Here is a 23,242-nt window from a genome sequence, read left to right as displayed (position 1 = left end):
GGGACAGCACCGTCTAAACAGTTTGGTTGGCGGGGGTCCCGCCGCGGCGGCCCGAACGAGCGAGCGACCGGGCGGGGCTACGTCTCGTGGTCCCAGCCGGCCTTCTCCGCGGCCGTCTCGAACGGCACGAACTCCCAGCCGGCCTCCTCGGCGATCCAGCGGTCCGCCTCGGTGCCGACCAGTACCATCCGCTTCGCGTAGAACATGGAGGTCTCGCCGACGTTCGCCAGCCGCTCGGCCGGCCCGGTCCCGGTGCCGTTGAAGAAGTCGGCGTCCACGCGGTGTTCGCGCTGGAACTTGTTGATCACGGGCGCCTCCACCTCGCCGACGATGCCGACCCAGTCGGCCCACTCGCGGGCCTTCGCGACGGTGAGCTGCGGGTCCGACAGCTGCGACATCGCGCGGAACGACAGCGCCATGGTCATGTCGTCGGCGCCGCCGCCGTGGGGACCCTTCGCCTCGGCCGCGCCGGCCGCGACCGCCTTCCGGGCGGCGTTCGTTCCCGCCTCGTGGTTCGGGCCGTCCGCGGGCGCGCTCCCGTCGCCGGATTCGGTGCTCTCGGTCGCCTCCGTGGCCTCGTCCGTCGACATCGCGGAGCCGGGACCGGCGCCGGCGCCCGCACCGCCGACGCCCGAGGGGACGCCGACCGGCTTGTCGGCGTTCTCCCTGGGGACGCGGGGGATCGCGGCCGCCTCGTCGGCGTCATCAGTAGCGCCCGAATCGGCGTCGTCACCAGCAGCGTCCGGGTCGGCATCGTCACCAGCAGCGCCCGGGTCGTCAGTATCCGGGTCGTCACCGTCCGCGTCGGGGTCCGTCGCCGGGGACTGCTCGGCTTCCGCTTCCTGTTCCATCAGCCGCGAGACGCCGGACTCGGCGGGGTCGCGCTCCGGCGCGTCCGGCTCCGCGTCGGGGTCGCCCTCGCCCTGCCAGAACCAGTCGCCCCGCCGGGCGTCGGGCTCGTCGTCGGTCGCGTCGTCGGTCAACTCGTCGAGGTCGATGCGGTCGGTGTCTGTCATGGCGTGTCCGGGTCGTCGGCGTCGTTCGTCGGTGCGGTCGCGTCAGCCGGCGGGCGTCCGTCTTCCTCCTCGCCCGCCGACGGCGTCGGCGGGTCGCGGCTCGCGGTCGGGGTCTCCGCGTCGCGGACGCCGGCCAGTTCGAGGCGGTCGAGCGTCTCGGCGGTCGGAACCCCGTCGGCGCCCCAGCCGCGGGCCGCGTAGTAGGCGTCGAGCAGGGCCGCGAACCCCTCCGGATCGATCCGGCTCCCGGCCGCGGGACCGTCCGCGATGGGCTCGCGCAGGGCGTCCGGCAGCGCGTCGTCGTCGCGGTCGGCGCCCTCTCGGACGTTGAACAGCCGGACCAGCGTCCAGATCCGCTCGCCCGTCCGCCGGATCGCGGTCGGGTCGGTCGGGTAGTCGATCCCGGTGTGGTCGGCCAGCGCGGCGAGGAACGGCGCGCCGCAGTCGCGCCACATCGTCTCGCCGGCGAAGTCGTCCGCGACGAGGCTCCACAAAAGCGACCGGGTGTCCTGTGCGGTGATCACGGCCGAGACGCGGTCCTCGCGGTCCCACGCGTCGAACACCTCCTCCTCGATGGGTCGGGCGCGACGGTGGCACCCGCCGCGGTCGCTGGTGGCGTACGCCAGCGCCATTCCCGCGGCCGCTCGCGGGTCGTACGCCGGCAGTTCCATCGACTTCACCGTCGGGATGTCGTCGGCGCCGAACCGCGCGGCTGCGGCGTCGACCCCCTGTGCGAGCGCCGCTGCGACGCCCGCCTCACAGGGGCCGTCCGCGCCGGTCGCGATCGCCTCGATCAGCGCCCGCGCGGCGTCCGGATCGCCGAAAGAGAGGTCCGCTTCGACGGCGCCGGACTCGGCCGCGCGCGCGGCCCACGCCACCGCGTTGCCCGCGGAGATCACGTCGACGCCGAGGCGGTCGCACAGTTCGCCCAGCGCCGCCACCGCGTCGAAGTCGTCGACGCCGAGGCCCGCGCCGAGCGTCATCGGCGCGGCGCCGCGCGGGACCGTCTCCCCCGCGTCGGTCTCGACCCGGAAGCCGCCGGGGACCGCGTCGTCGGGGTTCTCGCGACCGACGGCGGCGTCCTTGGCGGCCTCGATCCCCACGTCCTCCGTTCCCGCGAAGCGGCCCTTCTGCCACCCCTCCGTGGCGAGCGCGCCCACCTCGTTGGCGAAGTCGACCGATTCGAGCGTCTCGCCGGCCGCCTGCCAGCGCCCCGTCTCCTCGTCGGCGAAGCGCTCGCCGTACTCGTCGCGGAGGGCGGCGAGCGGCTCGGGCGGTTCCGGCGGACCGTCCAGCGCCAACACCGCCTTCAGCCCCTTGGCGCCCATCACGGCCCCCGCGCCGCCGCGACCGGCGTGGTGGTCGCCGGCGTCGGAGGCGATCGTCGCGTACGCGACCCCGCGCTCGCCCGCGGGGCCGACGCACGCGACCGCCGCGTCGGGGTGTGCCTCCGCGGTCGCGACCGTGTCTTCCCCCCACGTCTCGGCCGGCCGAATGTCGGCCTCGCCGCCCTCGATCTCGATCCGGACCGGCTCGTCGCTCTCCCCGGTCACCAGCAGCGCGAGGCAGTCGTCGAGCGAGCCGGCCAGTCGGGCCGCGAACTCCCCGCCGGCGTAGGAGTCGAGGAACAGCCCCGTCAGCGGCGACTTCGTCACCGCTGCGTAGCGCGGTTCGCCGGGCAGCGCCCCGGAGAGCGGACCGACGCAGAAGGCGAGCAGATTCTCGGAGCCGAGCGGCGCCGCGCCCGCATCGAGCTCCTCGTAGAGGTAGCGCGCGCCGAGCCCCTTCCCGCCGAGGAACCGGCGGTGCCACTCTTCGGGCACGCGTTCGCGCTCGACGGTGCCCGCCGAGAGGTCGGCTCTGAGGACGTGCGTGCGCCCGGCCATCGTTGCGTCACCGGTTGCCGCTCGGCGCGTATATGCTGTTGGGTCCGGGCCGGCTTCGGGGGGTAGCCGGGAGGTGGCGCCACTCCTCAGTCGAACGCCACGTCCGCGAGCGCGGTCGTCTCGCCGAACAGCCAGTCGGCGTGGTCGACCGCGTACGCCTTGTGGTCCGGCTCGATGTAGCCAAGCGCGTCCGTCACCAGCACCGGGCGGTAGTCGCGCAGCCCCGCGCTGCCCGCGGTGTGGAGCACGCAAACGTTCGCGAGCGTGCCGCAGATCAGCAGGTCGTTCACGCCGTGGGCGTCGAGCCACCCCGCCAGCTGGGTCTCGTGGAACGCGTCGTAGGTGTGTTTCTCGACCACCAGGTCCGACTCCCGCACGTCGAGGTCGTCGTGCAGTTCCGCGCCCCACGTCCCCTCGACGACGTGTTCGCCCCAGCGGTCGAACTCGTCGTAGTAGTGGTTCCCGTCGAACTGCTCGGGGGGATGCACGTCGCGCGTGTAGACGACGCGTGCGCCGGCCGCGCGCGCCCGATCGACCAGGTCCGTTACCGGTCCGATCGCGGACTCGCTGGGCGGCGCGAAGAGGTTCCCGTCGGGGTGACAGAAGCCGTTCTGCATGTCGACGACGACGACCGCCGTCTCGCTCGGGTCGTAGCCCATGGGTGCGGGTTCCGCGGCCGCCGACAAAAACCGTTCGCGGCCCGCACCCGGCGGAGGGCGGGTTTCGCCAAGGTACTTACCCCGGTGGCCGTTAGGAGGGGTATGCGACGGGTTCTCACTGCCCTGGTCGCCGCCCTGTTGGTGACGGCGCTGGTCGCGCCGGCCGCGGTCGCCGCGTCCGGACCGAGCGCGAACGGCGCTGGGACGCTTTCCCCCTCCGAAACGCCCGCAAGCACCGGCCTCGAGGACGCACCGCGGAGCGTACAGGCCACCGACCCGGCCGCCTGCGAGGACGAGAGCGACAACGACCTGATCGGGTGCTGGAACGGCGTTCACTACAGCGAGGACCCCGACGTCGACCGGAGCGACGGCTTCAACGAAACCGAACTCGACCGGTTCGCGGACCTCCAGATGGCCCGCGTCGAGCACCTCCGCAACCGGACCTTCCGGGAGGACGTGCCGGTCGAGACGATCAGCCGGACGGAGTACGCGGAGTCGGTCGGAAACGGCTCGTCGAACGCGACCTACGAGCGCTGGAACGACCAGGTGTGGAAGGGGCTGTTCATAATCGGCGAGGACGGCTCCTCCGGCGAGGAGATCGACTCCACGCTCTCGGGGTCGGTCGCCGGGTTCTACTCCCCCGCACAGGACCGTATCGTGATCGTCGTCCCCGACGGCGAGGAGGTGCAGGTCTCGCCGGCGACGCTGCTGCACGAGCTCGCACACGGCATGCAGGACCAGTACCACGACCTCACCGCCCCCCGATACGCCGGCGCCACGCAGGACGCCGACCTCGGCATCGACGGCATCGTCGAGGGCGAGGCGGCGTACCTGGAGGCCCGGTACGCGGAGCGGTGCGACGACGAGTGGACGTGCCTCGACGAGCCGTCGAGCGGTGACGGCGGCGACGGGAGCGCGAGCCAGCCCAACCTCGGGATCCTGTTGGTCCTGCTCCAGCCGTACTCCGACGGGCCGGCGTACGTCGACGAACTGGTGGCCGAGGAGGGATGGAGCGCGGTCGCGGAGCTGATGGCCGCGCCGCCCAACGCCTCAGCGGAGACGATCCGCCGCGAGCCGGTCGCCCCGACGCCGATCGACTTCGAGGACACCGCCGAGGGCGGCTGGGAGACGTACGAGGGACAGGGCGTCGACGGCGCGGACACGGTCGGCGAGGCGTCGATCTTCGCGATGTTCTGGTACCAGCAGGAGCGCTACGACGCCGACACGATCGACCGGAGCCTGCTGTTCGACACCTCCCACCCGTACCAGGACTACAGCTACGTCTCCCCGCCCTCCGACGGCTGGGCCAACGACGAGCTCTACCCCTACCGCGACGACACGGGCGAGGAGCCGCGGGACGGCTACGTCTGGGTGACGGAGTGGGAGTCCGCCGAGGACGCCGCGCAGTTCCACGAGGCGTACCTCGCGATGCTCGCGGCACACGACGCGACCCACCGCGAGAACGGCGTTCGGGAGGTCACCGACGGCCCCTTCCGCGGCGCCTACGGCATCGACCGCGACGGGACCACCGTGACGATCGCTCACGGACCCGACCCCGACGCGGTCTTCGAGCTTCGCCCGGACATCGACCTCGCGGAGCCGGAGCCGACGGAGACGGGAACCGACGAGCCGCCGGCGGACGGCGAGGGGGACGGAACGACGGAACCGACGAGTAGCGAGACGACCAGCGACGACGCGCCCGGGTTCGGCGCGCTCGCCGCCGCGATCGCGGTCGTGGCGGCCACGCTGGTTGCGCGGCGGACGTAGAACGGCGCCGACCGCGAACCGGCGCCGACCGACGAACAAACGGCGGCGCCCGCGACCCGGGTGGCTTTTTGCGCCCGCCGGGCGAAGCGCGACGCATGACCGAGTTCGACATCGTCGGCGCCGACGCCATCGCGTCGGGGCGGGCGACGGACGCCTACTTCGAGCGGACCGAGGCGGTGCTGGAGGCGGCGGGGCGGAACCCGGAGGTGGTCGCGGAGGTGACCGCCGACCAGTTCCCGACGGGCGACTTCGAGCTGCTCGCCGGGGTGAAAGACGCCGCCGCGCTGCTTTCGGGCCACGACGTTGACGTGGACGCGATCCCCGAGGGACGACTGTTCGACGGCGGTCCAGTCCTGCGGATCCGCGGGAACTACCTGACGTTCGCGCGGCTGGAGACCTCGCTTCTGGGCTTCCTCTCGCACGCCTCCGGGATGGCGACGGCGGCGCTCGACTGCCGCGTCGCCGCGCCCGACTCGACGGTGCTGTCGTTCGGCGCCAGACACGTCCATCCCGCGATGACCGTCGCCGTCGAGCGCTCGGCGCTGGTCGCGGGCCTCGACGGCTTCTCGCACGTCGCGGCGGGCGACCTGCTCGGCCGCGAGGCCGGCGGGACGATGCCGCACGCGCTCATGATCTGCTTCGGCCGCGGGAACCAGGAGGCGGCGTGGGCCGCCTTCGACGAGACGGTCGAGGAAGGGGCCCCCCGGATCGCGCTGTGTGACACCTTCTCGGACGAGAAGGACGAGGTGCTGCGCGCGGTCGAGACGCTCGGCGACCGCCTCGACGGCGTCCGACTCGACACCACCGGCTCCCGACGCGGCGACTTCCGACACATCCTCCGCGAAGTCGCGTGGGAGCTCGACGTCCGCGGGCACGAGGACGTGGACCTCTACGTCTCCGGCGGTCTCGGGCCCGCGGACCTCCGACGCCTCCGAGACGTCGCCGACGGGTTCGGCGTCGGCGGGACCGTCTCGAACGCCGACCCGGTCGACTTCGCGCTCGACATCGTGGAAGTCGACGGCGAGCCGGTCTCCAAGCGCGGGAAGCTCTCCGGCGTCAAGCAGGTCTACCGCACGCCCGACGGCGGCCACGGCGTCGGGCTCGCCGACCGCGAGGGGCCCGCGGACGCGGAACCGCTGCTGGAGCCACTCATCCGGGACGGCGAGCTGGTCGACGGCCGGGAGTTCGACGTCGACGCGGCCGCCGAGCGCGCCCTCGCGGACGCGGGCCGAGTCGGCTACGGCGACGAAGCGCCCTGACGGTCCGCGCCCATCCCCGACTGCACTCACGGCGGGGATCGCTCGGCATCGCTGAAAAGCGTCCGGGGGAGGACGGTGTAGTGGCGGTGGTGGTACGGTGGTGGTACGATGGTGGTGCGGTGGTGGTGCGGTGGTGGTGCGGTGCTGCGGTGGTGGTGATGCGGTGCTGTGCTGCCGGCGCGCGCCGCGGCGACCCTGTGTCGCCGCGACCGCGCGAGGGAGGGCTGGACGCGGCCGCGATGCGGTGCGGTTCCGCGGCCGCGTCCAGCCCGAGGCTGGGGAGGCGTGAGGCTGCGGGGCGGTGGCGGGGCGGTTGCGGTGCTGTGCGGGGCGGGACTGAAAGGGGCAGCCGGCTCGATCCGGCCCCGGCGCCTCAAGCACCGCAGCGGGCGTTGTCTCCAGCGCGCTACTGCACGCTGGAGGCCAGCGGGACGCGGTTTGTCCCGCGCGGCGGGGAGCGAGGAGCGCAGCGCGTGCCGCGGCTGGTCGAGCCGGCTGGGGCTTTCTGGGTGTTGCTGTTCCACGCAGCCGAAAGGACAGCAAAAACAAAAAACGCCGACGTGGCAGGGGAGTCGGCTGGGACTTTCCGAGTGTCGCAGTGCCGGTCCGCGGGATCTACGCCAGAGACAAGACCGGACCTACCTCGCGCTCTCCCGACGTCTTCTGGCCTTCCTCACTCCGCGTCAAGGTCGGACGCCTCGACGAACGCGTCGTAGAACTCCTCGCGGAGGTGCTCGCGCTGCCAGGCGTCGATCTCCGCGTCGCTCAGGGTCGCCCCCCACGCGGACAGCAGCGCGAGGAACGTCACGGCGCCGGGGACGAGCAGCGCGGCCGCGTCGAGCAGGAGGTCCGGCCGGAACAGGAAGAAGCCGACGCGCTCGCGGAGGCCGGCCCAGTCCGGACCGAACAGCGCCCAGCGGAGCGCGAACGGGGCGAGAACCGCGGTCGCGACCGGATAGGCGACGGCGTTCAGGACCGGTCCGCCCTTCGCGCGGGTGAACGCGACCGCGAAGTAGCTCCAGCAGAGCACCGACCCGCCGGCGCCCGCGAGCCGGCGGGCGGCCCTGTCGCCGCCGTGGTCGAGGACGCCGACGCCGCCGAGTAGGAGGGCCGTGGCGAGGTAGCCGGCCGCGAAGGCGGCGACGCCGCCCGCGGCCACGAGTCCGCAGTCGAGTCGCGACTCGCCCGCGAACGGGGCGAGTCCGAGGGGGCGGTTCACGAGAGCTTTCCGAGCGCCTCGAAGTAGTCCGCGCTCGGGCCGGCGATCCGCATCGGCGGATCGGTGCGCTCGACGGTGACGGAGACGGGAGCGTCGACCTCCTTCGGGTTGCGGCCGTCGCTGATGACGACGCCTGTGGCTCCTTCGCCCGTCAGCGTCACGGTGACGGTGCTGTCCGCCTCGACCGCCAGCGGCGGCATTCCCTCGGCGGCGCACATCTCGTTGACGACGAGCGTGTCGACGCTCGGGTGGACGAGCGGCCCGTCCTCGGAGAGGTTGTACGCGCTCGAGCCGGTCGGCGTGGCGATCAGGACGCCGTCGGCGTGGCCGCCGGAGTAGAGCGAGCCGTCGACTCGGACCTCGTAGTCGGTGCCGCCGCCGTGGCCCCGTCGCGGCCCCTGCACGACGATCTCGTTGGCCGCCGGGTCGGAGTTCCATCCCTCGCGCTCGACGCGCGCCGCGATGCGGGGGACCTCTCGGGGGTTCATCCCGTCGCCGCGATAGGCGTCCACCTCGCGGAGCACCGTCTCCCGAGCGTCGTCCGGCGGGACCGCGTTGAGGAAGCCGACCTCGCCGAGGTTCACGCCGAGGATCGGCGTCCCGCCGGCGTGGCGCCCCGCGAACAGGAACGTCCCGTCGCCGCCGACGGCGACGACGAGGTCGGCCCCGTCGAACGCGTCCATCGGACGGCCGGCCTCCGGCGCGTCGAGCGCCGCCGCGGTGGCCTCGTCGAACCACACCCCTACCTCCCGCTCGCGGAGCGCGCTCCGGAGGTCGTCCGCGAGGCTGGCGGCGCGGGGGTTCTCGCGCTGCGCCACGATCCCGACCTGCATGACCGGGCCTTGGCCACCCCGCGACTAAAGCGGACCGGGTACGGGTCGGCGGGCAACCTTCAAGCCGACGGCCGCCGTCCGGGGAACAAGGACGCCGCGGCGACGCGGCACGCCGCTCCCATGAGCGAGGACGACGACTGGTTCGAACGCGCGCTGCGCGAGATCGAGGGCGAGAGCGGCGCGGCCGACGACGAACCCGACTCGAGCGAAAGCGAGGGCGACACCGCCGACACCGCCGATAGCGCTGACACCGCTGATACCGCCGACACCGCTGATACCGCCGATACCGACGGCTCGACCGAGAGCGACGGCCTCGACCGCGACCGGGAGGAGTCCGCGGAGGGATTCCCCGGCACCGAGGAAACCGCGGAGGGGTTCGGCGATCCCGGGGAGTCGGCAGGAGACCAGGGGGGAGGGTTCGGTGGTTCCGAAGGCTCCCCCGCCGGCGGAGGCGACGAGTTCGGGTTCGCGGACTTCGGCGGCGACGACGGCCCGGACGCCGGCGGAACCGCACCCGAAACCGGGGGTGGAGGCGACGAGTTCGGGTTCGCGGAGTTCGGTGACGGCGAGGACGGCGGAGGCGCGGGCGGCGGTTTCGGTGGCGGTGGGGGCGGCGGCTTCGGTGGCGGTGGGGGCGGCGGCTTCGGTGGCGGTGGGGGCGGCGGCTTCGGTGGGGGGACCGACTTCGACGAGGCGGAGTTCGAGTCGGACATCGAGCGCATCAACATCGGCATCGAGGGGCTCGACGACATGATCCTGGGCGGCGTCCCGCGGCGCTCGCTGATCGCCTCCATCGGCTCGGCGGGGACCGGCAAGACGACGTTCGCGCTGCAGTTCCTCCACGAGGCGCTCCGGAACGGGGACAAGGCGGTCTACATCACGCTGGAGGAGAGCCGGGAGGCGATCCTCTCGACCGCCGAGGAGAAGGGCTGGCCCTTCCGCGAGTACGAGGACGAGGGGCTGCTCGCGGTCGTCGCGCTCGACCCCATCGAGATGGCGAACTCGCTGGCGTCGATCCGGAACGACCTCTCCCGCCTCATCTCCGAGTTCGGCGCCGAACGGCTGGTGCTCGACTCCGTCTCGCTGCTGGAGATGATGTACGACCACCCCGCCAAGCGCCGCTCGGAGGTGTTCGACTTCACCCGGTCGCTGAAGGAGGCGGGCGTGACGACGATGCTCACCTCCGAGGCCAGCGAGGAGAACGCCTACGCCTCCAGACACGGCATCGTGGAGTACCTCACCGACGCGGTGTTCGTCCTCCAGTACGTCCGCCCCTCCGACTTCCGGGAGACGCGGCTCGCGGTCGAGATACAGAAGATCCGCGACGCCAACCACTCCCGCGAGACGAAGCCGTACGAGATCACGGACAACGGCATCTCCGTCTACCAGCAGGCGAACATCTTCTGAACGGCACGCGTCGCTCCCGACCGGCGACAGCTCGCCGCATGCCGGCCTTTTTTGACGCCGCCGAGCGATCCCCCGGCCATGAGCAAACGGATCCTCGTTCCGGTCGACGGGTCGGACAAGTCCGCCGAGGCGCTGCGGTTCGCGGCCGACGAGTGGCCCGACGCGGAGCTGACGCTGCTCCACGTGATCAACCCGGCGGAGGCCGCCTCGACCCCGGAGGGGACGTTCCCCGGGGCCGTCGAGCAGTGGTACGAGGCCGCCCGCGAGCGCGGCGAGACGATCGTCTCGAACGCGGCGGAGAGCGTCGACCGCGCGGTCGAGACTCGCGTCGAGGTGGGTCGTCCCGCGCACACGATCGTCGAGGTCGCCGACGACATCGACGCCCACGGCATCGTCATCGGGAGCCACGGCCGCTCCGGCGTCTCGCGCGTCCTGCTCGGGAGCGTCGCCGAGTCCGTGATGCGCAACGCCGACCGCCCCGTGACGGTCGTCAGGTAGCACCCCGACCTTTTTCTGCGTCGGGTTCGCGCGCCGCAGGCGGCGCGCTTACCCGTCCTTGAAAAATGTCGATCAAAAAGGGGCCGCGGGCGGCGCTGCGGGCGCTTCGCGCCCTCGCGCCGCCGCGGTTCCACGACCTCGACAGGAAACCGCGACCACGTCAGCGCCGCAACCGCGACCGCACCACAGCAACACCGCGACCGCATCAGCACCGCACTGCGACCACATCAGCACCGCACCGCGACCACATCAGCACCGCACTGCGACCACATCAGCACCGCACCGCGACCACATCAGCACCGCACCGCGACCACATCAGCACCGCACCGCGACTGCACCACAGCAACACCGCGACCGCACCAGAACCGAATGCGGACGATCTCGGGCTACGAGTGCCGAGAAAATTCGCGGTTACGCCGATCCTTTGGGTTCCTTATACGCTACCGCAGAGGGGATTTATGAGTTTGATCGTGATTCGTGTGAACATGAACCAAAAAGATCCGACGTACGTCGGGAAGGCCTGCGCGTACGTGACGCGCTCGACCGGCGAGGTGCTGGTCTTCGAGGGGCCGGGTCACGACGGCCTCCAGATCCCGAAGGGGACGCTTGAACCGGGCGAGCGACCGGGCGAGGCTCTGTTTCGCGAGGTTCGCGAGGAGACGGGACTGGCGACGCTCGCGGACGTCTCGCACCTCGTGAGCGACGTGTGGACGCGGCGGCGCGACCCGCCGAGGCGGTACGTCCGCCACTTCTTCCACGCGACGGTCCACGAACCGCGCGACGCGTGGACCCACGTCGTCCGTGACGGCGGTGCCGAACACGGGTCGGAGTTCGACCTCCGCTGGGTCGACCCGGCGACCGACGAGCGGTTCGCGCTGGACCTGGACGACTACCTGCACGCGCTCCCGATCGCGGGCCCGGAAGCGATTGAAGCCGACGCGACCGCGGTCTCGACGCCGGTGGCCACCGACTAACCCGGCCCCACAAACGCAACGCGTTGGAGTACAGTGCTCCTGCGGTCGCAGTGCGGTGCTGAGGCGTCGCGGTTGCGGTGCTGAGGCGTCGCGGTTGCGGTGCTGAGGTGTCGCGGTTGCGGTGCTGAGGTGTCGCGGTTGCGGTGCTGAGGCGTCGCGGTTGCGGTGCTGAGGCGTCGCGGTTGCGGTGCTGAGGCGTCGCGGTTGCGGTGTTCTGTCGAGTTCGTGGTACCGCGGTGGCGCGAGGGCGCGCAGCGCCCGCAGCGCCGACCGCGGCCCCTTTTTGATCGACATTTTTCAAGGACGGGTGAGCGCGCCGCCCGCGGCGCGCGAACCCGACGCAGAAAAAGGTCGGAGTTAGTCGTGCCGCGTCACGCACTTCGAAAGACCGGTCAACTCGACGGGTTCGGAGTTGTCGGGGGAGTAAACGACCATCTGGCCCTTCTCCATGTACGGGACCTTGCCGGCGAGGTTCGAGGGGATGTTGACGCTGGAGATAGCGTCCTCGTCGCCGAGGTTCAAGACGATCTTCGTGTTGATCTGCTTGAAGACGGGTTCGGCCACGTCCTGCGGGTCCTGCGTGATCAGGAACAGGCCGAGTCGCTCCTTACGGCCCTGCTTTGCGGCCTCGGTGAACTTCTCGATCACCTTTCGCGACTGGACGTTGTCGCCCTCCGCGAGGAAGTTGTGGGCCTCGTCCATCCCGACCAGCAGGGGCGTCTCCTTGATCCGGTCGCTGTCGGGGTCGTTCGAGAGCTTGTCGTCGATGAGGAACGCGGACACCGCGAGGACGTACATCTCCTTCTGTCGGGACGTGGGCAGGTGGTAGGTCGGCACCACCGTCAGCCCGCCCGGACGAACGAGCGTGTGGTCGAGCTCGGTGATGGGCTTGGCGTCGCCGTCGAAGACGCCGCCGGGGACGCCGCGGACGCGGCGCTTGACCGCGTCGAAGGTCGCCTCGTGGACGCGGCCGGACTCGTGGAGCTCCTCCTGGAGCGCGGGGTCGTCGAGATACGAGAGGAACTGCTCGTAGGTGCCCGAATCGCCGTAGTCGCGGAAGAAGCGGTTGATCAGCGTCAACAGCGCGGGGTACTGGTTGTCGTTGAGGCTGGAGCCGGCAACGAGCCACGGCATGTCGGACACGAGCGAGAACGGGATGGTGAACGGCACCTGCTCGGCGCGGTGGCCCTCGCCGGGGTAGTTGGCGTTCCGGGAGGTCGGGATCAGCGCGACGGTGTCGTCGTGGCCGCCGTACGCGACCCCCTCGCGCTCCAGCCGGCGCGCGAACGCGTCGCCGAGATCGGGATTGTCGTCGTGCATCTGCGCGTACTCGTCCTGCGGGTCGAACTGCACGACGGCCATCCGCGCCTCCCGACCGTCGTCCATGGGATAGGTCCGCTCCGCGTCGAGGTACTGCCGGAGGACGTTCTTCGAGCCGTGGGTCTTGCCCGACCCCGTCCCGCCCGCGACGAGGGTGTGTCTGAACACGAGGGGGTCGCCGTCCGCGTAGTCGTCCTTCACGCGGTAGTCGACGGTCGGGGGGCTCGCCGCGGTCCGGATCTTCTCGCCGCCGACCGAGAGATGGCCGAGGAAGACCCCGTCTTCCGGGATCTTCAGCCCGGTCTTGATCTCGGCGGCGTCGGCGGCCTCCTGCACGAGTGCGCCGGGCTTCGGGACGCGGTCGGTCATCCGGCGCGAGAGGTCCTCGCCCGACCCGGAGACGACCGCGACCGGCTCCAGCTCCGCGACGAACTTGTAGTCGCGCTCGGAGAACTCCTCACGGCGCATCTGCCGGCGCGCGTGGATCTCGGTGGCGTCGTCCGACTGGAACTCCTGTGCGTACTCCAGTCCCGTGATCCGACAGAAGAGGCGCTCGCCGTCCGGATAGGGGACGAGCAGGTACTTCCCGAGGCGCACGGACTCGCGGTTCCCCGCGGTGACGAACGCGCGGAGGACGGTCTCCTCGGCGTCCTCCGCGACGCGGAGCCCCTGCGAGACGGAGACGACGCCCAGGCCGGCGTCCTCGCCCGCGGGGTCGGCGTCGTAGCGCTCGAAGCCGTCGTCCGCGGTGGCGCCCGCGTCCGCGGCGGCCGGGTCCGCTCCCCCCCCGCCCGCTCCGGCCTCGGCGTCGCCCCCGGCGCCGTCTCCGGATCCGGTCGCCGCGCCGGCGCCGTCCGCGTCGGCGCCGTCGTCCCCGTCGCCGGAGAACTCCTCGAAGTCCTCTAAGGTCATGCCCGTCACACGACCGCCCACGGGCAAATCGCTTTCCCCGCGCCTCGCCGGTCCCCGCGTCCCGCCGGTCTCGCACCTCCGACCCCGGTGCCGCGGCCGCAACCGACGCCTTTTGCTCCCGCGGTGCGTAGTTTCGGCCATGATACTCGTGCGCGGTCGCGGCGGCGGCACCGAGCTGACCGGGACGGTGTTCGAGCGCGGCGAGGAGCCGCCGACGTACGCCGGCGCGCCGGACGAGGACGCCCCCTACGTCTGGGTCTGCGACTCCTTCTACGAGGTCGAGAGCGGCGGCTCCCCGCTGCTCGTCGACGGCGACCAGATCCGAGTCGCGTTCGAGGAGCCGTCGCCGCGCGGGTTCGACACCCGGGAGGCGGCGCTGGCGGCCGCGAAGGAACACGTCCGCACGCAGTTCGCGCGCATCGGCGTCGACTCGGCGGACGTGGCGATCGAGGTCGAGCGAGCGGACGAGGCCTGAGGCTGTCCGTTTCGTGGACCGCTCACTCGGCGAGGCGGTCGGCTTCCCGCTCCGCCCGTTCGCTCGCGTGTGCGATGGCGGCCGCGTCGTCGCCCGTGTCGGGAACGGCCTCCTCGTACGCCTCGGCGAACGCGACCGCGACGTGGTAGGCGTCCCCGCGTCCGTGGACCCGCGCGATCGGCTCGGCGTCGACGAAGTTCTCCGCGTCCCCCCGGACCAGCCCGACGACCCACTCGCGGCGGTCGGCGTGGGGGAGGTCCGGCTCGTCCGGGCGGATGTGGACCGCGCGCTCGCGGTCGGCGCGTTCGAACAGCGCCGGCTCCCGCGGGCTGTACTTCGACACGATGTGGTCGGGCGACTCGACCTCGGTCCAGGGATCCGGGAGGGGTCGGTCCCGGGACTCCGCTTCGTCGCTCGTCATGGACGCCGCATGGGTCGCCCGTCGCGTAAGCGTGGTGGCTACGGTGGTGCTCCTACCGGGCGCTCCCGCCGGGGCTCCTACCGGGCGCTCCTTCGGTGGTGCTCCGATCGGCGGCGGTCGCCCGAGGCCCGACCGGCGCGCGCGCCGACCGGGCGGTCACCGACCCGGGCCGCTGAGACCGGCCGCCGAAACGCGGACGGGGGAACCGCGTTTAATCGGGCTTAAATGGGCTTCAGACGGGCTCAAACTGCCGAAACCCGACTTCGGCGCTTACCCCCTTCAAGTACCTCCCGCAGCGAGGGGAGAGTGCGATGAACGCGAAAAAGCTCACAGTCGTCGCGGTGGTCGCGATGGTCGCCCTCGCCGGTATCGGCGCGGCGGCCGGCGCCGCGATGCCCGCGGACGCATCGAACGCGAACGATAGTGCGAACGAGAACGCCGGCGACGCGCCGGGCAGCTCCGGCGCGGCCGACGACGCTGGCGCTGCTGACGACGCGGCCGACGAGGAGAACGACGCCGACGCGAACGAGAGCGCGAACGAAAGCGCGAACGGGACCGACCGCGGCCCGAACGCCTCCGAGCGCCCCGGGAACGCGGGCCCGCCGAGCGACATGCCCGAGCAGGTCCCGGACCACGTGAGCCAGATCCACGACACGATCCACGCCTTCCTCGACGGCGAGATCGACAACCTCGGCACGGCGCTGAGCGACGTGACCCCGTCCGAGGACGAGGAGGCTGACGAGGAAGACGCTGACGACGCGGATGAGGAAGACGCTGACGACGCGGATGAGGAAGACGCGGACGACGCGGATGAGGAAGACGCGGACGACGCTGACGAGGAGACCGAAGAGACTGACGACGACAGCGACGAGTCGGACGACGAGGAAACCGAGGACGAGGAGACCGAGGACGCTGACGACGACGAGACGGACGGCGACGCGTAAGCCGCCGTCGGCCGACAACCATTTGCTTTCAGTCATCCATATTCAGACATGAACCGAAACACACCCACACTTGACAGGCGGAGCTACCTGCGCGCGACCGGCGCCGCGGCGCTCGGCACGACCGCCCTCGCGGGCTGTATCGGCACCGCGACCGGGACGCTCGCGACGCGCGTCACCGACCAGCCCGGCGACATCGGCGACTTCGAGTCGCTGGTCGTCACGGTCGAAGGCATCTGGCTCGGTCCGCAGGGGGCCGACGCCGGGGACGACGACAGCGACGGCGAGACGGACGAGGAGTCGACCGCCGAGGACGCGGACGGCGAGTCGACGGCGACCGAGACGGAGGACGGCGAGGACGACGATGACGAGGACTCGTCCGGCCGCGAGTACCACGAGTTCGACGAGCCGCAGGAGGCGGACCTCGTCCAGCTCCAGAACGGCGAGACGCAGCTCGTCGGCGAGCACGAGCTGGAGGTCGCCGAGTACGCCTTCCTCCAGCTCGACGTGGCCGACGAGATCGACGCCACGCTCGCGGACGGCGGCGACGCGACCGTCGAGACGCCGGGCGAGGCGCCGCTGACGTTCAACGAGTCGTTCGAGGTCCGCGAGAACACCCGGACCGTCTTCACCGCCGACTTCACGCCGGTCAAGCGGGGCCAGACGGGGACGTACATCCTCCAGCCGGTGCCGGACGGCATCGAGGTCACCTACGAGGGGACCGAGGGCGGGACCGCGACCGCGGAATAGCACTCCCCGCATCGACGGACGCCTCGCCTCACCACGATGGCATGAGGTTCCCTCCGCCGCGACTCTCCCGTTGGAACGGCACGACCCGGTCGGCGACCGACCGGCTTGTGCCGCTCCGGGGTTAGGGATCCGGGCGAATCGGGATTCGGAGAGCCGCGGGCACCGAGGCACACGACCGTCGCCGCCGCTCCGAGCGAGCCGCGGCGGCGGGCCCGCCGACTGGAACGCCCCCGACACCTTTTCACTGCGCGCCGGCAACCGGGAGCCATGACGCTCGACCGCTACGCCGACGCTGTCGCCGACCTCGACCCCGCGGACGGGGAGGTCGAGACGGCCGAACTGTTCGTCTCGGACGACGTGCTGGTGAAGCTGTTCGCGCTCGGCCCGGGCGCCGAACTCGATCCCCACGAGCACGCCGACTCGACCAACGTCTTCCACGTGCTGGAGGGCGAGCCGACCGTAATTCAGGGGGACCACGAGGCCGCGCTTTCGGCGCCCGCGGTCGTCCCCCACGAGCGCGGCGCGGTCCACGGCGCCCGCAACGACACCGACGAGCGCGCCGTCTTCACGGCGAGCCTCTGCCCGCTCCCCTGATGGACGGCGAGATCGACCCCGACGAGCTGGCCGCCCTGCTCGACGCTTCCGCCGAGGGGAACTCGAGCGACGCCGATCCGACTCCGGACGGCCTCCGCATCGTCGACATCCGCCAGCCGCGGTCCTTCGAACGCGGGCACATCCCGGGGAGCGAGAACCTGCCGTTCACGGAGCTCTCCGCGCGGGTCGAGGCGCTCTCGGGCGCCGACCGCGTCGTCACGGTCTGCCCCCACGGCGTCTCCAGCAAGCAGGCGGCGCGGCTGATCGGCTCGTACGCCGGCACCGCGGACGCGCGCGTCGAGAGCCTCCGCGGCGGACTGGAGGCGTACGAGCGCGAGTACGGGCTCGAAACCCCCGACACGGACCCGGCCGCGGAGCCGGACGAGGGGCCGGAGGCGCCCTTCTGAGCCGGACTTTCTGACTCGCGCGCGACGGGCCGTGGCGCCATTTATGTCGTCCTCGGCCGAATTATCACCCATGACCGTGGTCGCACTCCTGAGCGTCGCACCGGTGATCGAGGACAGCATGTCCGGCGAGGTGGCCAAGGCGGTGGCCGCGCTCGACGACTACGACGTGGCCTACGAGACGAACCCGATGGGGACCGTCATCGAGGCCGACGACGTCGACACCCTGCTGGACGCGGTCGGCGCGGCTCACAAGGCGGTCGACGGCGACCGCGTCTCCACGTTCCTGAAGGTCGACGACAAGCGGACCGTCGACGCCTCAGCAGACGAGAAGGTCGCCGCGGTCGAGGAGCACCTCGGCCGCGAGGCGCGGCGCGACCGGTAGGGTGATCAGGCCGACGCCGGGGTGGAGCCGTCCCCGCGCGTCGCGCGCAGCACTCTGGTCAGCACGCTCAACAGCGGCAGCTCCACGAGCGGTCCGACGACCAGCGCGAGCGCGATCAGGGGCCGGTCCGGGAAGGCGGCGACGGCGACCGCAAGCGCGGTGGGGGAGTTGCGCGCGAGCGTCGTGCAGGCGAAACAGACCCGGTCCTCGTAGTCGAACCCCGACACGCGGCTCACCAGCGTCCCGGCGAGGAAGTTGACCGCGAAAAAGGCCAGCAGGGGAGCGCCGATCAGGACAGGGACCAGCGGTCGCTCCAGGAGGAGCGCGCCCTGCGAGGCGAACATCGCGCCGACCGCGACCGCGAGCAGGACCACCTGCGCGGGGCCGGTCCGGTCGGCGACGCGCGCGAGCCAGGCGCGACTCCGGAGCCGTGCGCCGGCCCGGCGCGCGACCGCCGCGCCGACGAGCGGCCCGACGAGGACGAACAGCACCGCCTCCACCAGCGCCGCGACCGGCAGGTCGACCGCGGCGCCCGCGAAGACGTAGAGGTAGACCGGCAACAGCGCCACCTGCAGGAGGAGGTTGTAGGGCAGGAGTGAGGTCGCGAGCGGGACGTTCCCGTCCGCCAGGTCCGTGAACGCGAGGTACCAGTCGGTACACGGCGTCACCAGCAACATCAGCAGGCCGACCCAGAGGTCCGGATGGTCGCGCAGGAACAGCGTCGCCAGCCCGGCGGCGAGCAGGGGGGTCCACAGGAAGTTGAACCCCAGACTCGTCGCCACGAACCGGCGGTTCGCCAGCGCGCCGCGGACCGCCCCGAGCGGCACGCCGAGGAAGGTCAGAAAGAGGACGCCGAGCAGCGCGGGCAGGACCGCGCGGTCCGCCGCGGCCGCGAGGCTGGCGCGCTGCCCGAGCGCGATCCCGACCCCCATCGCGACGATCAGGAGGCCGGTCTGGAAGCGCTCGACGGGGTGCACGGTCGAGGTCGGTGCGGGACGCACAAGGGCGGTTCGGTCGGTTCGGGTCCCGACCGACCGCGGCGTCGACTGACAAACCCCTTAGGCGAGGAGGACCCAGACGGGGTATGGAGAGCATCAACCGGACCGCGATCGAGCTGGTCGACGAGGCCCTCGACTTCGCGGGCGAGCTCAACGTGACGCCGTACGACCTCGACTCCGAGGCGACGGCCATCGACTTCGGCGTGGAGGCCGACGGCGGCATCGAGGCCGGCGTCCTGCTGACCGAGATCCAGACCGCCGGGCTGGCGAACGTGACGACCGCGGTGGACGAGGTCGCGGGCGCGCCTCGCCCCTACGTCGAGGTAACCACCGACCACCCCGCGGTCGCGCTCCTCTGCTCGCAGAAGGCCGGCTGGGAGCTGGAGTTCGACGACTACTCCGGGCTCGGCTCGGGGCCGGCCCGCGCGCTCGTGGGCCGCGAGACGGAGTTCGAGCGCGTCGGCTACTACGACGAGTCGGAGTTCGCGACGCTCGCGGTCGAGTCGACGCAGCTCCCGACCGACGAGGTCGCCGAGCACGTCGCCGACCTGGCGGGCGTCGAGCCCTCCGGCGTCTTCCTGCCGACGTACGCCACCGGCTCCACCGTCGGATCGGTGACGGCCGCCGCCCGCGCCCCCGAACTCGCGGTGTGGCGCCTGCTCGAACTCGGCTACGAGCCGACGGACGTGCTCACCGCCTCCGGCCGCGCGCCGGTCGCGCCAGTCACCTACGACGAGGACGAGGCGATGGGCCGCACCAACGACGCGGTCGCGTACGGCGGCGAGGTGTACCTGCAGGTCGCCCGCGACGACGACCGCTTCGGCGAGGTCGTCTCGACGGCCGGCGAGGAGTACGGCCGCCCGTTCGCGGAGATCTTCGCGGACGCCGACTACGACTTCCACGAGATCCCCGAGACCGTCTTCGCGCCCGCGAAGGTCACCGTCGACGTGGTGAACGGCCCGACCTACGTCCGCGGCGAGACCGACGAGGAACTGCTCGCCGAGTCGTTCGGCCAGGCCTGAGACGATGGTCGACGCCCGGTTCAAGCTGCTGCCCGCGCCGCCGGCCGACCTCGACGCGGTCGCGGACGCCCAGCGCGCGGTGCCGCTCGTCCCCGGCGACGAGGACGACTGCTGTGCCCGCCTCCAGCAGCGGTGCGGCTACGAGACGCGCGACGTGGCGCGGACGTGGCTCACCTTCCTGCGCGCGCTCGAACTCGCCGCGGAGACGGACGCCGGGTTCAAGCGCCTGCCTGCCGACCCCGACCCAGACCACCTCCGGGACGCGTTCCTGCGCCGGGTGAGCCTGGCGCCGGAGGCGCTTCGGGCACTCGTCGCGGCCGCCGACGCCGGCGAGGGTGCGCTCGACGCCGCCGCCGTCTTCGAGCGCGTGCGGGACGCGGTCCCCACCTACGAGGAGTACAAGAACCCCGCCGAGTGGACGGACATCTGGCGCGACCGGACGGCGGACCTCCTGGGGTGGCTCGCGCTGCTGGACCTCGCCGAGCGGGCGGCCGGTGCGAGCGACGGGCCGGCCGGTGCGGACGCCGCGCCCGGTGCCGACCCGGCGTACCGCCCGACCGAGCGCGCCCGCGAGGCGCTCGCGGCGGTCGAGTCGTAGGGGGCTCGCCGACCGCGACCGTCCGCGGTCGCCGCCGGGAACCGCCCGAGGGCGGTCGTGACAAGGCTTTTGCCACGCCGTGTGGACTGTCGGCCATGGGACGATTCGAGGGGCGCGGGCCCCCGGAGACGGTCGAATACGAGCCCACGAGCGTCAAGGACCTGCTCGTGGAGATGAAAGACACCGCGGAGCTGCTCATCGACCTCTCCTACTCGGCGGTCCTCCACCGCAGTCCGAACGTCGCCCGGGAGGTGCTGAAACTGGAGAACAAGATGGACGTGCTCCAGTTACGCGCTCGGATGAGCCTGATGATGGCGGCGCGCAGCCCGGACGACGCGGAGGCGCTCGCGCCGGTCCTCGGGGTCGTCGCCGGCGCCGACAAGGTCTCCGACGCCGCGGGCGACATCGCGAAGATCGTCATCGAGGAGATCGGGCTCCCGGAGGCGATGCGCGGCGCGCTCTCGGAGGCCGTCGAGATGCTCGTCCGCGCGACCGTCACCGAGGACTCGCCGTACGCCGGGCGAACGCTCCAGGACATCGACCTGGAGTCGGAGACGGGCGTCCGCGTCATCGCCATCCGGCGCGCCGACGACTGGATCCTCAACCCCGGTCCGAAGACGCGTCTGCACGCCGACGACGTGACGATCCTTCGCGGGCCGGAGGAGGCGATAGACGGCGTCTACGAGCACACCACGGGCGATCCGCACGAGCCGGCCGAGCCGGCCGAGCCGGACGTGGAGAACCTCGAGCGCGCGGTCGACTCCGTGGTGCTGATGAAGAACCTCTCGGAGCTGGCGGTCGATCTGGCGTACGGCTCCGTGCTGTTCGACAACGAGGAGCTGGCCGACGAGGTGACGAACCTGGAGGTGGAGGTCGACGCGCTCCAGTCGCGCTTCGAGGCGTGGACCCTCCGCGCGGCCAAGGAGGCCGACGACCCGGTCTCGCTGCGGGGACTGATCCACCTCGGCGTCGCCACCGAGACCATCTCGGACGCGGCCCTGGAGATCACTGAGGGCGTGCTGCGGGACCTGGACGTCCACCCCGTCGTCGAACTCGCGGTCAAGGAGTCCGACGAGATCCTCACGCGCGTCACCGTCCGCGAGGACAGCGAGCTGGCGGGGACGGCGGTGGTCGCCGGCGTCCCCGCGACGGACGTCTCTCAGAGCGTGCTCGCGATCCGCCGCCCGGACGACGGGTGGCTCGTCGGTCCCGACCTGGACACGACGCTGCGCGTCGGCGACGTGGTCATCTCGAAGGGAACCCGGACCTCCGCGGCCGAGTTCTCGGACCTGGCGGCCTGATCGGTCCGCGCCGCTACCCCGGGGACGGGAACGTGACGGCCACGTCGTTCCCCCCGACGTCCGTTCGTCCGAACTCGACCCGGCCCTCGGAGTTCTCGACGAGCCACCGAACCAGCCAGAGACCGAGCCCCGAGCTGTGGTTGAGCTGGTCGATCTCCCGTTCTCCCGTCAGTATCTCCCGCTCGTAGGTCGGGATCGGCGTGCAGTCGTCCCGCACGTGGATCTCGGCTCGGTCCCCGTTTCCGTGGAGCGTGACGCCGATCTCCGGGACCCGCCCCTCCGAGTGCTGAACCGCGTTTTCGATCAGCTCTCTGACCACCTGATCGACGCCCTCGTCCGCGACCGCGGTCACGTCCGGCTCGATGTCGGCGTCGATGCGGAGCGACTCGTACTCGTCGGCGACCGCTCGAAGCTCGCCCTCGACGACTGCGGAGAGATCCCGCGGCGCCGGCTCCGGCTCGGCCGAGACCGCGTCCACGATCGCCTGCTGTTTCTCCACCCTGTTGCACAGCCGATCCGTGATCCGGGAGACGCGGTCGAGAATTTCGTCGTCGCGATGGCGGTCTCCGTCCTCTCGATGGCGGTCTCCGTCCTCGCGGTTCCGGACCACGTCGATCCACCCCGCGACGGCGTTCAGGTCGTTCCGCATCGCGTGTCGGACGTGGTGGTTGACGATCTCGAGCTGCCGCTCGCGCTTCTTCTCCTCCGTGATCTCCTGTGACGCGCCGAGCACGCCGACGACGTCCCCGTTCTCCTCCCACGGGACCTTCGAGGTGCGGAACCACCGACTGCTCGTGGGGTAGTACTCCTCCTTCTCGAGGATCGGCTCGCCGGTTCGGATGACGGCGAGGTCGTCCTCGTACGGCTCCCGTGCCTCCTCGACCGGCACGACGCCGTCGATGTCCCGTTTGCCCAGATAGTCGTCGCTCAGCCGGTGAATGCGGCGGCTGACGGCGGCCTCGCTTATCATGACGTTGCGGGCCGACGCGTCCTTGACGAACAGGTGCTGCGGGATCTTCGTGAAGAACTGGTCCAGGATGCTCGCCTTCCGGTCGTTCAGCGCCCGCCTGTCCGACGGCCAGTCCCCGGCCAGGCGCGGGGAACGGCGCTCCGAAACCGCCGTTTCGATGCTCTCACGGACCGCCGCGGTCGCGTCGTCCTCGGCGGTCGCTGGAACCAGATCCGCGAACTGCTCTCCGACCGCCTCGACCGGGACGCGGCCGTCTTCGGCCTCCACCACGACGACGTGCGGCGTTCGGTCGGCGTCGAGCCCCGCCCGCTCGCGCAGGTCGATGGCCGTTCCGCCCGGCACCCGAAACCCGGAGACGACGCAGTCCACCGCGGCGTCGTACCGAGAGGCGGCGTCCGCGAGTGAGGACGCGAGCCGGACGTTCGCGTCCGGGAGCGACCGCTCGAGCGCTCGAGCGTTGAGGACCCCTTCCCGGTCCGGTGGTAGCAAAAGGACCTCGAACGGGCCGCCTCCCGGTGGGACCGACATGGAACACGCTATGTCGCTGAAATGTAAATAGGCTACTACGTTTCCGAGAGCTGATAATCCTCGGAACGGCGGGTGACGGCGAGCGTCGGGAGCGTCCCCCGTCGC

The 23,242-nt window shown here is 71.7% G+C and carries 23 protein-coding genes; 14 read left to right on the top strand and 9 right to left on the bottom strand.

Annotated features, from left to right (window positions below):
- Nucleotides 1-77: 77 nt before the first annotated feature.
- From ACZ432_RS06395 to ACZ432_RS06385, 3 genes are all read right to left on the bottom strand, one after another.
- Nucleotides 78-1,016, bottom strand: coding sequence for a DUF7124 domain-containing protein (locus ACZ432_RS06395; RefSeq protein WP_426963811.1), 939 nt, complete (start codon nt 1,014-1,016; stop codon nt 78-80).
- Nucleotides 1,013-2,902, bottom strand: a complete 1,890-nt coding sequence (locus ACZ432_RS06390; RefSeq protein ID WP_426963812.1) for an aldehyde ferredoxin oxidoreductase family protein — start codon at nt 2,900-2,902, stop codon at nt 1,013-1,015. The genes ACZ432_RS06395 and ACZ432_RS06390 overlap by 4 nt, the downstream gene beginning before the upstream one ends.
- An 86-nt stretch (nt 2,903-2,988) precedes the next feature.
- The gene (locus tag ACZ432_RS06385) at nt 2,989-3,561 is read right to left on the bottom strand and encodes a cysteine hydrolase family protein (RefSeq protein WP_426963814.1); all 573 of its coding nucleotides are present in this window, start codon (nt 3,559-3,561) and stop codon (nt 2,989-2,991) included.
- Between the two features lie 102 nt (nt 3,562-3,663).
- On the opposite strand from ACZ432_RS06385, the gene ACZ432_RS06380 reads away from it, so the two are divergent.
- Together ACZ432_RS06380 and ACZ432_RS06375 are read left to right on the top strand one after the other, a co-directional pair.
- Complete coding sequence (locus ACZ432_RS06380) at nt 3,664-5,328, top strand: Hvo_1808 family surface protein (protein WP_426963816.1); 1,665 nt, start codon at nt 3,664-3,666, stop codon at nt 5,326-5,328.
- Nucleotides 5,329-5,423: 95 nt separating this feature from the next.
- Nucleotides 5,424-6,587, top strand: coding sequence for a nicotinate phosphoribosyltransferase (locus ACZ432_RS06375; RefSeq protein ID WP_426963817.1), 1,164 nt, complete (start codon nt 5,424-5,426; stop codon nt 6,585-6,587).
- A 673-nt stretch (nt 6,588-7,260) separates the two neighbouring features.
- On the opposite strand, the gene ACZ432_RS06370 is transcribed toward ACZ432_RS06375, so the two are convergent.
- Together ACZ432_RS06370 and ACZ432_RS06365 are read right to left on the bottom strand one after the other, a co-directional pair.
- A complete protein-coding gene (locus ACZ432_RS06370; protein ID WP_426964143.1) occupies nt 7,261-7,806 on the bottom strand; it encodes a hypothetical protein in 546 nt (181 codons plus the stop codon).
- The gene (locus ACZ432_RS06365; RefSeq protein ID WP_426964142.1) at nt 7,803-8,639 is read right to left on the bottom strand and encodes an NAD(+)/NADH kinase; all 837 of its coding nucleotides are present in this window, start codon (nt 8,637-8,639) and stop codon (nt 7,803-7,805) included. The genes ACZ432_RS06370 and ACZ432_RS06365 overlap by 4 nt, the downstream gene beginning before the upstream one ends.
- A 120-nt stretch (nt 8,640-8,759) precedes the next feature.
- Here ACZ432_RS06365 and ACZ432_RS06360 point away from each other — a divergent pair, with 120 nt between their 5' ends.
- The 3 genes from ACZ432_RS06360 (at nt 8,760) to ACZ432_RS06350 (ending at nt 11,518) form a co-directional block, all read left to right on the top strand.
- Nucleotides 8,760-10,046: a KaiC domain-containing protein gene (locus ACZ432_RS06360; RefSeq protein WP_426964141.1), complete on the top strand. Its 1,287-nt coding sequence runs from the start codon at nt 8,760-8,762 to the stop codon at nt 10,044-10,046.
- Between the two features lie 78 nt (nt 10,047-10,124).
- The gene (locus ACZ432_RS06355; RefSeq protein WP_426964140.1) at nt 10,125-10,544 is read left to right on the top strand and encodes a universal stress protein; all 420 of its coding nucleotides are present in this window, start codon (nt 10,125-10,127) and stop codon (nt 10,542-10,544) included.
- A gap of 485 nt (nt 10,545-11,029) precedes the next feature.
- Nucleotides 11,030-11,518 (top strand): NUDIX hydrolase, encoded by a 489-nt coding sequence (locus tag ACZ432_RS06350; protein ID WP_426964139.1) that lies wholly within the window; start codon nt 11,030-11,032, stop codon nt 11,516-11,518.
- A gap of 357 nt (nt 11,519-11,875) precedes the next feature.
- Here ACZ432_RS06350 and ACZ432_RS06345 read toward each other — a convergent pair whose 3' ends face one another.
- Nucleotides 11,876-13,750 carry an ATP-binding protein gene (locus ACZ432_RS06345; RefSeq protein ID WP_426964138.1) on the bottom strand — a complete coding sequence of 625 codons (1,875 nt, stop codon included), beginning with the start codon at nt 13,748-13,750 and terminating at the stop codon, nt 11,876-11,878.
- 139 nt (nt 13,751-13,889) lie between these two features.
- Here ACZ432_RS06345 and ACZ432_RS06340 point away from each other — a divergent pair, with 139 nt between their 5' ends.
- Nucleotides 13,890-14,225: a DUF7113 family protein gene (locus ACZ432_RS06340; RefSeq protein WP_426964137.1), complete on the top strand. Its 336-nt coding sequence runs from the start codon at nt 13,890-13,892 to the stop codon at nt 14,223-14,225.
- A 22-nt stretch (nt 14,226-14,247) separates the two neighbouring features.
- On the opposite strand, the gene ACZ432_RS06335 is transcribed toward ACZ432_RS06340, so the two are convergent.
- The gene (locus tag ACZ432_RS06335; protein WP_426964136.1) at nt 14,248-14,646 is read right to left on the bottom strand and encodes a hypothetical protein; all 399 of its coding nucleotides are present in this window, start codon (nt 14,644-14,646) and stop codon (nt 14,248-14,250) included.
- 311 nt (nt 14,647-14,957) lie between these two features.
- Here ACZ432_RS06335 and ACZ432_RS06330 point away from each other — a divergent pair, with 311 nt between their 5' ends.
- From ACZ432_RS06330 to ACZ432_RS06310, 5 genes are all read left to right on the top strand, one after another.
- The gene (locus tag ACZ432_RS06330) at nt 14,958-15,590 is read left to right on the top strand and encodes a hypothetical protein (RefSeq protein ID WP_426964134.1); all 633 of its coding nucleotides are present in this window, start codon (nt 14,958-14,960) and stop codon (nt 15,588-15,590) included.
- 48 nt (nt 15,591-15,638) lie between these two features.
- A complete protein-coding gene (locus ACZ432_RS06325; RefSeq protein ID WP_426964133.1) occupies nt 15,639-16,337 on the top strand; it encodes a DUF4382 domain-containing protein in 699 nt (232 codons plus the stop codon).
- Nucleotides 16,338-16,604: 267 nt separating this feature from the next.
- Nucleotides 16,605-16,931, top strand: coding sequence for a cupin domain-containing protein (locus ACZ432_RS06320; RefSeq protein ID WP_426964132.1), 327 nt, complete (start codon nt 16,605-16,607; stop codon nt 16,929-16,931).
- Nucleotides 16,931-17,338, top strand: coding sequence for a rhodanese-like domain-containing protein (locus tag ACZ432_RS06315; RefSeq protein WP_426964131.1), 408 nt, complete (start codon nt 16,931-16,933; stop codon nt 17,336-17,338). Before ACZ432_RS06320 ends, ACZ432_RS06315 begins: the two co-directional genes overlap by 1 nt.
- Nucleotides 17,339-17,408: 70 nt before the next feature.
- Nucleotides 17,409-17,720 carry an MTH1187 family thiamine-binding protein gene (locus ACZ432_RS06310; protein WP_426964130.1) on the top strand — a complete coding sequence of 104 codons (312 nt, stop codon included), beginning with the start codon at nt 17,409-17,411 and terminating at the stop codon, nt 17,718-17,720.
- 5 nt (nt 17,721-17,725) lie between these two features.
- Here the strand turns inward: ACZ432_RS06310 and ACZ432_RS06305 are convergent, their stop codons facing one another.
- Nucleotides 17,726-18,697, bottom strand: coding sequence for an arsenic resistance protein (locus ACZ432_RS06305; protein ID WP_426964129.1), 972 nt, complete (start codon nt 18,695-18,697; stop codon nt 17,726-17,728).
- Nucleotides 18,698-18,804: 107 nt separating this feature from the next.
- Between ACZ432_RS06305 and mch the strand changes: the two genes are divergently transcribed.
- The 3 genes from mch (at nt 18,805) to ACZ432_RS06290 (ending at nt 21,639) form a co-directional block, all read left to right on the top strand.
- Nucleotides 18,805-19,740: a methenyltetrahydromethanopterin cyclohydrolase gene (gene mch / locus ACZ432_RS06300; RefSeq protein WP_426964128.1), complete on the top strand. Its 936-nt coding sequence runs from the start codon at nt 18,805-18,807 to the stop codon at nt 19,738-19,740.
- A 4-nt stretch (nt 19,741-19,744) separates the two neighbouring features.
- Nucleotides 19,745-20,338, top strand: coding sequence for a hypothetical protein (locus ACZ432_RS06295; protein ID WP_426964127.1), 594 nt, complete (start codon nt 19,745-19,747; stop codon nt 20,336-20,338).
- Nucleotides 20,339-20,433: 95 nt separating this feature from the next.
- Nucleotides 20,434-21,639 carry a potassium channel family protein gene (locus tag ACZ432_RS06290; protein WP_426964126.1) on the top strand — a complete coding sequence of 402 codons (1,206 nt, stop codon included), beginning with the start codon at nt 20,434-20,436 and terminating at the stop codon, nt 21,637-21,639.
- Nucleotides 21,640-21,652: 13 nt separating this feature from the next.
- On the opposite strand, the gene ACZ432_RS06285 is transcribed toward ACZ432_RS06290, so the two are convergent.
- Nucleotides 21,653-23,137 (bottom strand): sensor histidine kinase, encoded by a 1,485-nt coding sequence (locus ACZ432_RS06285; protein WP_426964125.1) that lies wholly within the window; start codon nt 23,135-23,137, stop codon nt 21,653-21,655.
- Between the last annotated feature and the right edge of the window lie 105 nt (nt 23,138-23,242).

The organism is Haloparvum alkalitolerans (genome assembly GCF_055381565.1).
Note: the sequence above shows the minus strand (reverse complement) of the source record. Positions and strands in the feature narration are given on the sequence as shown.

What these genes read in the sequence shown, in the direction of transcription:
- ACZ432_RS06395 (WP_426963811.1), bottom strand. Translation starts at nt 1,016, where the DNA reads ATGACAGACACCGACCGCATCGACCTCGACGAGTTGACCGACGACGCG.
- ACZ432_RS06390 (WP_426963812.1), bottom strand. Translation starts at nt 2,902, where the DNA reads ATGGCCGGGCGCACGCACGTCCTCAGAGCCGACCTCTCGGCGGGCACC.
- ACZ432_RS06385 (WP_426963814.1), bottom strand. Translation starts at nt 3,561, where the DNA reads ATGGGCTACGACCCGAGCGAGACGGCGGTCGTCGTCGTCGACATGCAG.
- ACZ432_RS06380 (WP_426963816.1), top strand. Translation starts at nt 3,664, where the DNA reads ATGCGACGGGTTCTCACTGCCCTGGTCGCCGCCCTGTTGGTGACGGCG.
- ACZ432_RS06375 (WP_426963817.1), top strand. Translation starts at nt 5,424, where the DNA reads ATGACCGAGTTCGACATCGTCGGCGCCGACGCCATCGCGTCGGGGCGG.
- ACZ432_RS06365 (WP_426964142.1), bottom strand. Translation starts at nt 8,639, where the DNA reads ATGCAGGTCGGGATCGTGGCGCAGCGCGAGAACCCCCGCGCCGCCAGC.
- ACZ432_RS06360 (WP_426964141.1), top strand. Translation starts at nt 8,760, where the DNA reads ATGAGCGAGGACGACGACTGGTTCGAACGCGCGCTGCGCGAGATCGAG.
- ACZ432_RS06355 (WP_426964140.1), top strand. Translation starts at nt 10,125, where the DNA reads ATGAGCAAACGGATCCTCGTTCCGGTCGACGGGTCGGACAAGTCCGCC.
- ACZ432_RS06350 (WP_426964139.1), top strand. Translation starts at nt 11,030, where the DNA reads ATGAACCAAAAAGATCCGACGTACGTCGGGAAGGCCTGCGCGTACGTG.
- ACZ432_RS06345 (WP_426964138.1), bottom strand. Translation starts at nt 13,750, where the DNA reads ATGACCTTAGAGGACTTCGAGGAGTTCTCCGGCGACGGGGACGACGGC.
- ACZ432_RS06340 (WP_426964137.1), top strand. Translation starts at nt 13,890, where the DNA reads ATGATACTCGTGCGCGGTCGCGGCGGCGGCACCGAGCTGACCGGGACG.
- ACZ432_RS06335 (WP_426964136.1), bottom strand. Translation starts at nt 14,646, where the DNA reads ATGACGAGCGACGAAGCGGAGTCCCGGGACCGACCCCTCCCGGATCCC.
- ACZ432_RS06330 (WP_426964134.1), top strand. Translation starts at nt 14,958, where the DNA reads ATGAACGCGAAAAAGCTCACAGTCGTCGCGGTGGTCGCGATGGTCGCC.
- ACZ432_RS06325 (WP_426964133.1), top strand. Translation starts at nt 15,639, where the DNA reads ATGAACCGAAACACACCCACACTTGACAGGCGGAGCTACCTGCGCGCG.
- ACZ432_RS06320 (WP_426964132.1), top strand. Translation starts at nt 16,605, where the DNA reads ATGACGCTCGACCGCTACGCCGACGCTGTCGCCGACCTCGACCCCGCG.
- ACZ432_RS06315 (WP_426964131.1), top strand. Translation starts at nt 16,931, where the DNA reads ATGGACGGCGAGATCGACCCCGACGAGCTGGCCGCCCTGCTCGACGCT.
- ACZ432_RS06310 (WP_426964130.1), top strand. Translation starts at nt 17,409, where the DNA reads ATGACCGTGGTCGCACTCCTGAGCGTCGCACCGGTGATCGAGGACAGC.
- mch (WP_426964128.1), top strand. Translation starts at nt 18,805, where the DNA reads ATGGAGAGCATCAACCGGACCGCGATCGAGCTGGTCGACGAGGCCCTC.
- ACZ432_RS06295 (WP_426964127.1), top strand. Translation starts at nt 19,745, where the DNA reads ATGGTCGACGCCCGGTTCAAGCTGCTGCCCGCGCCGCCGGCCGACCTC.
- ACZ432_RS06290 (WP_426964126.1), top strand. Translation starts at nt 20,434, where the DNA reads ATGGGACGATTCGAGGGGCGCGGGCCCCCGGAGACGGTCGAATACGAG.
- ACZ432_RS06285 (WP_426964125.1), bottom strand. Translation starts at nt 23,137, where the DNA reads ATGTCGGTCCCACCGGGAGGCGGCCCGTTCGAGGTCCTTTTGCTACCA.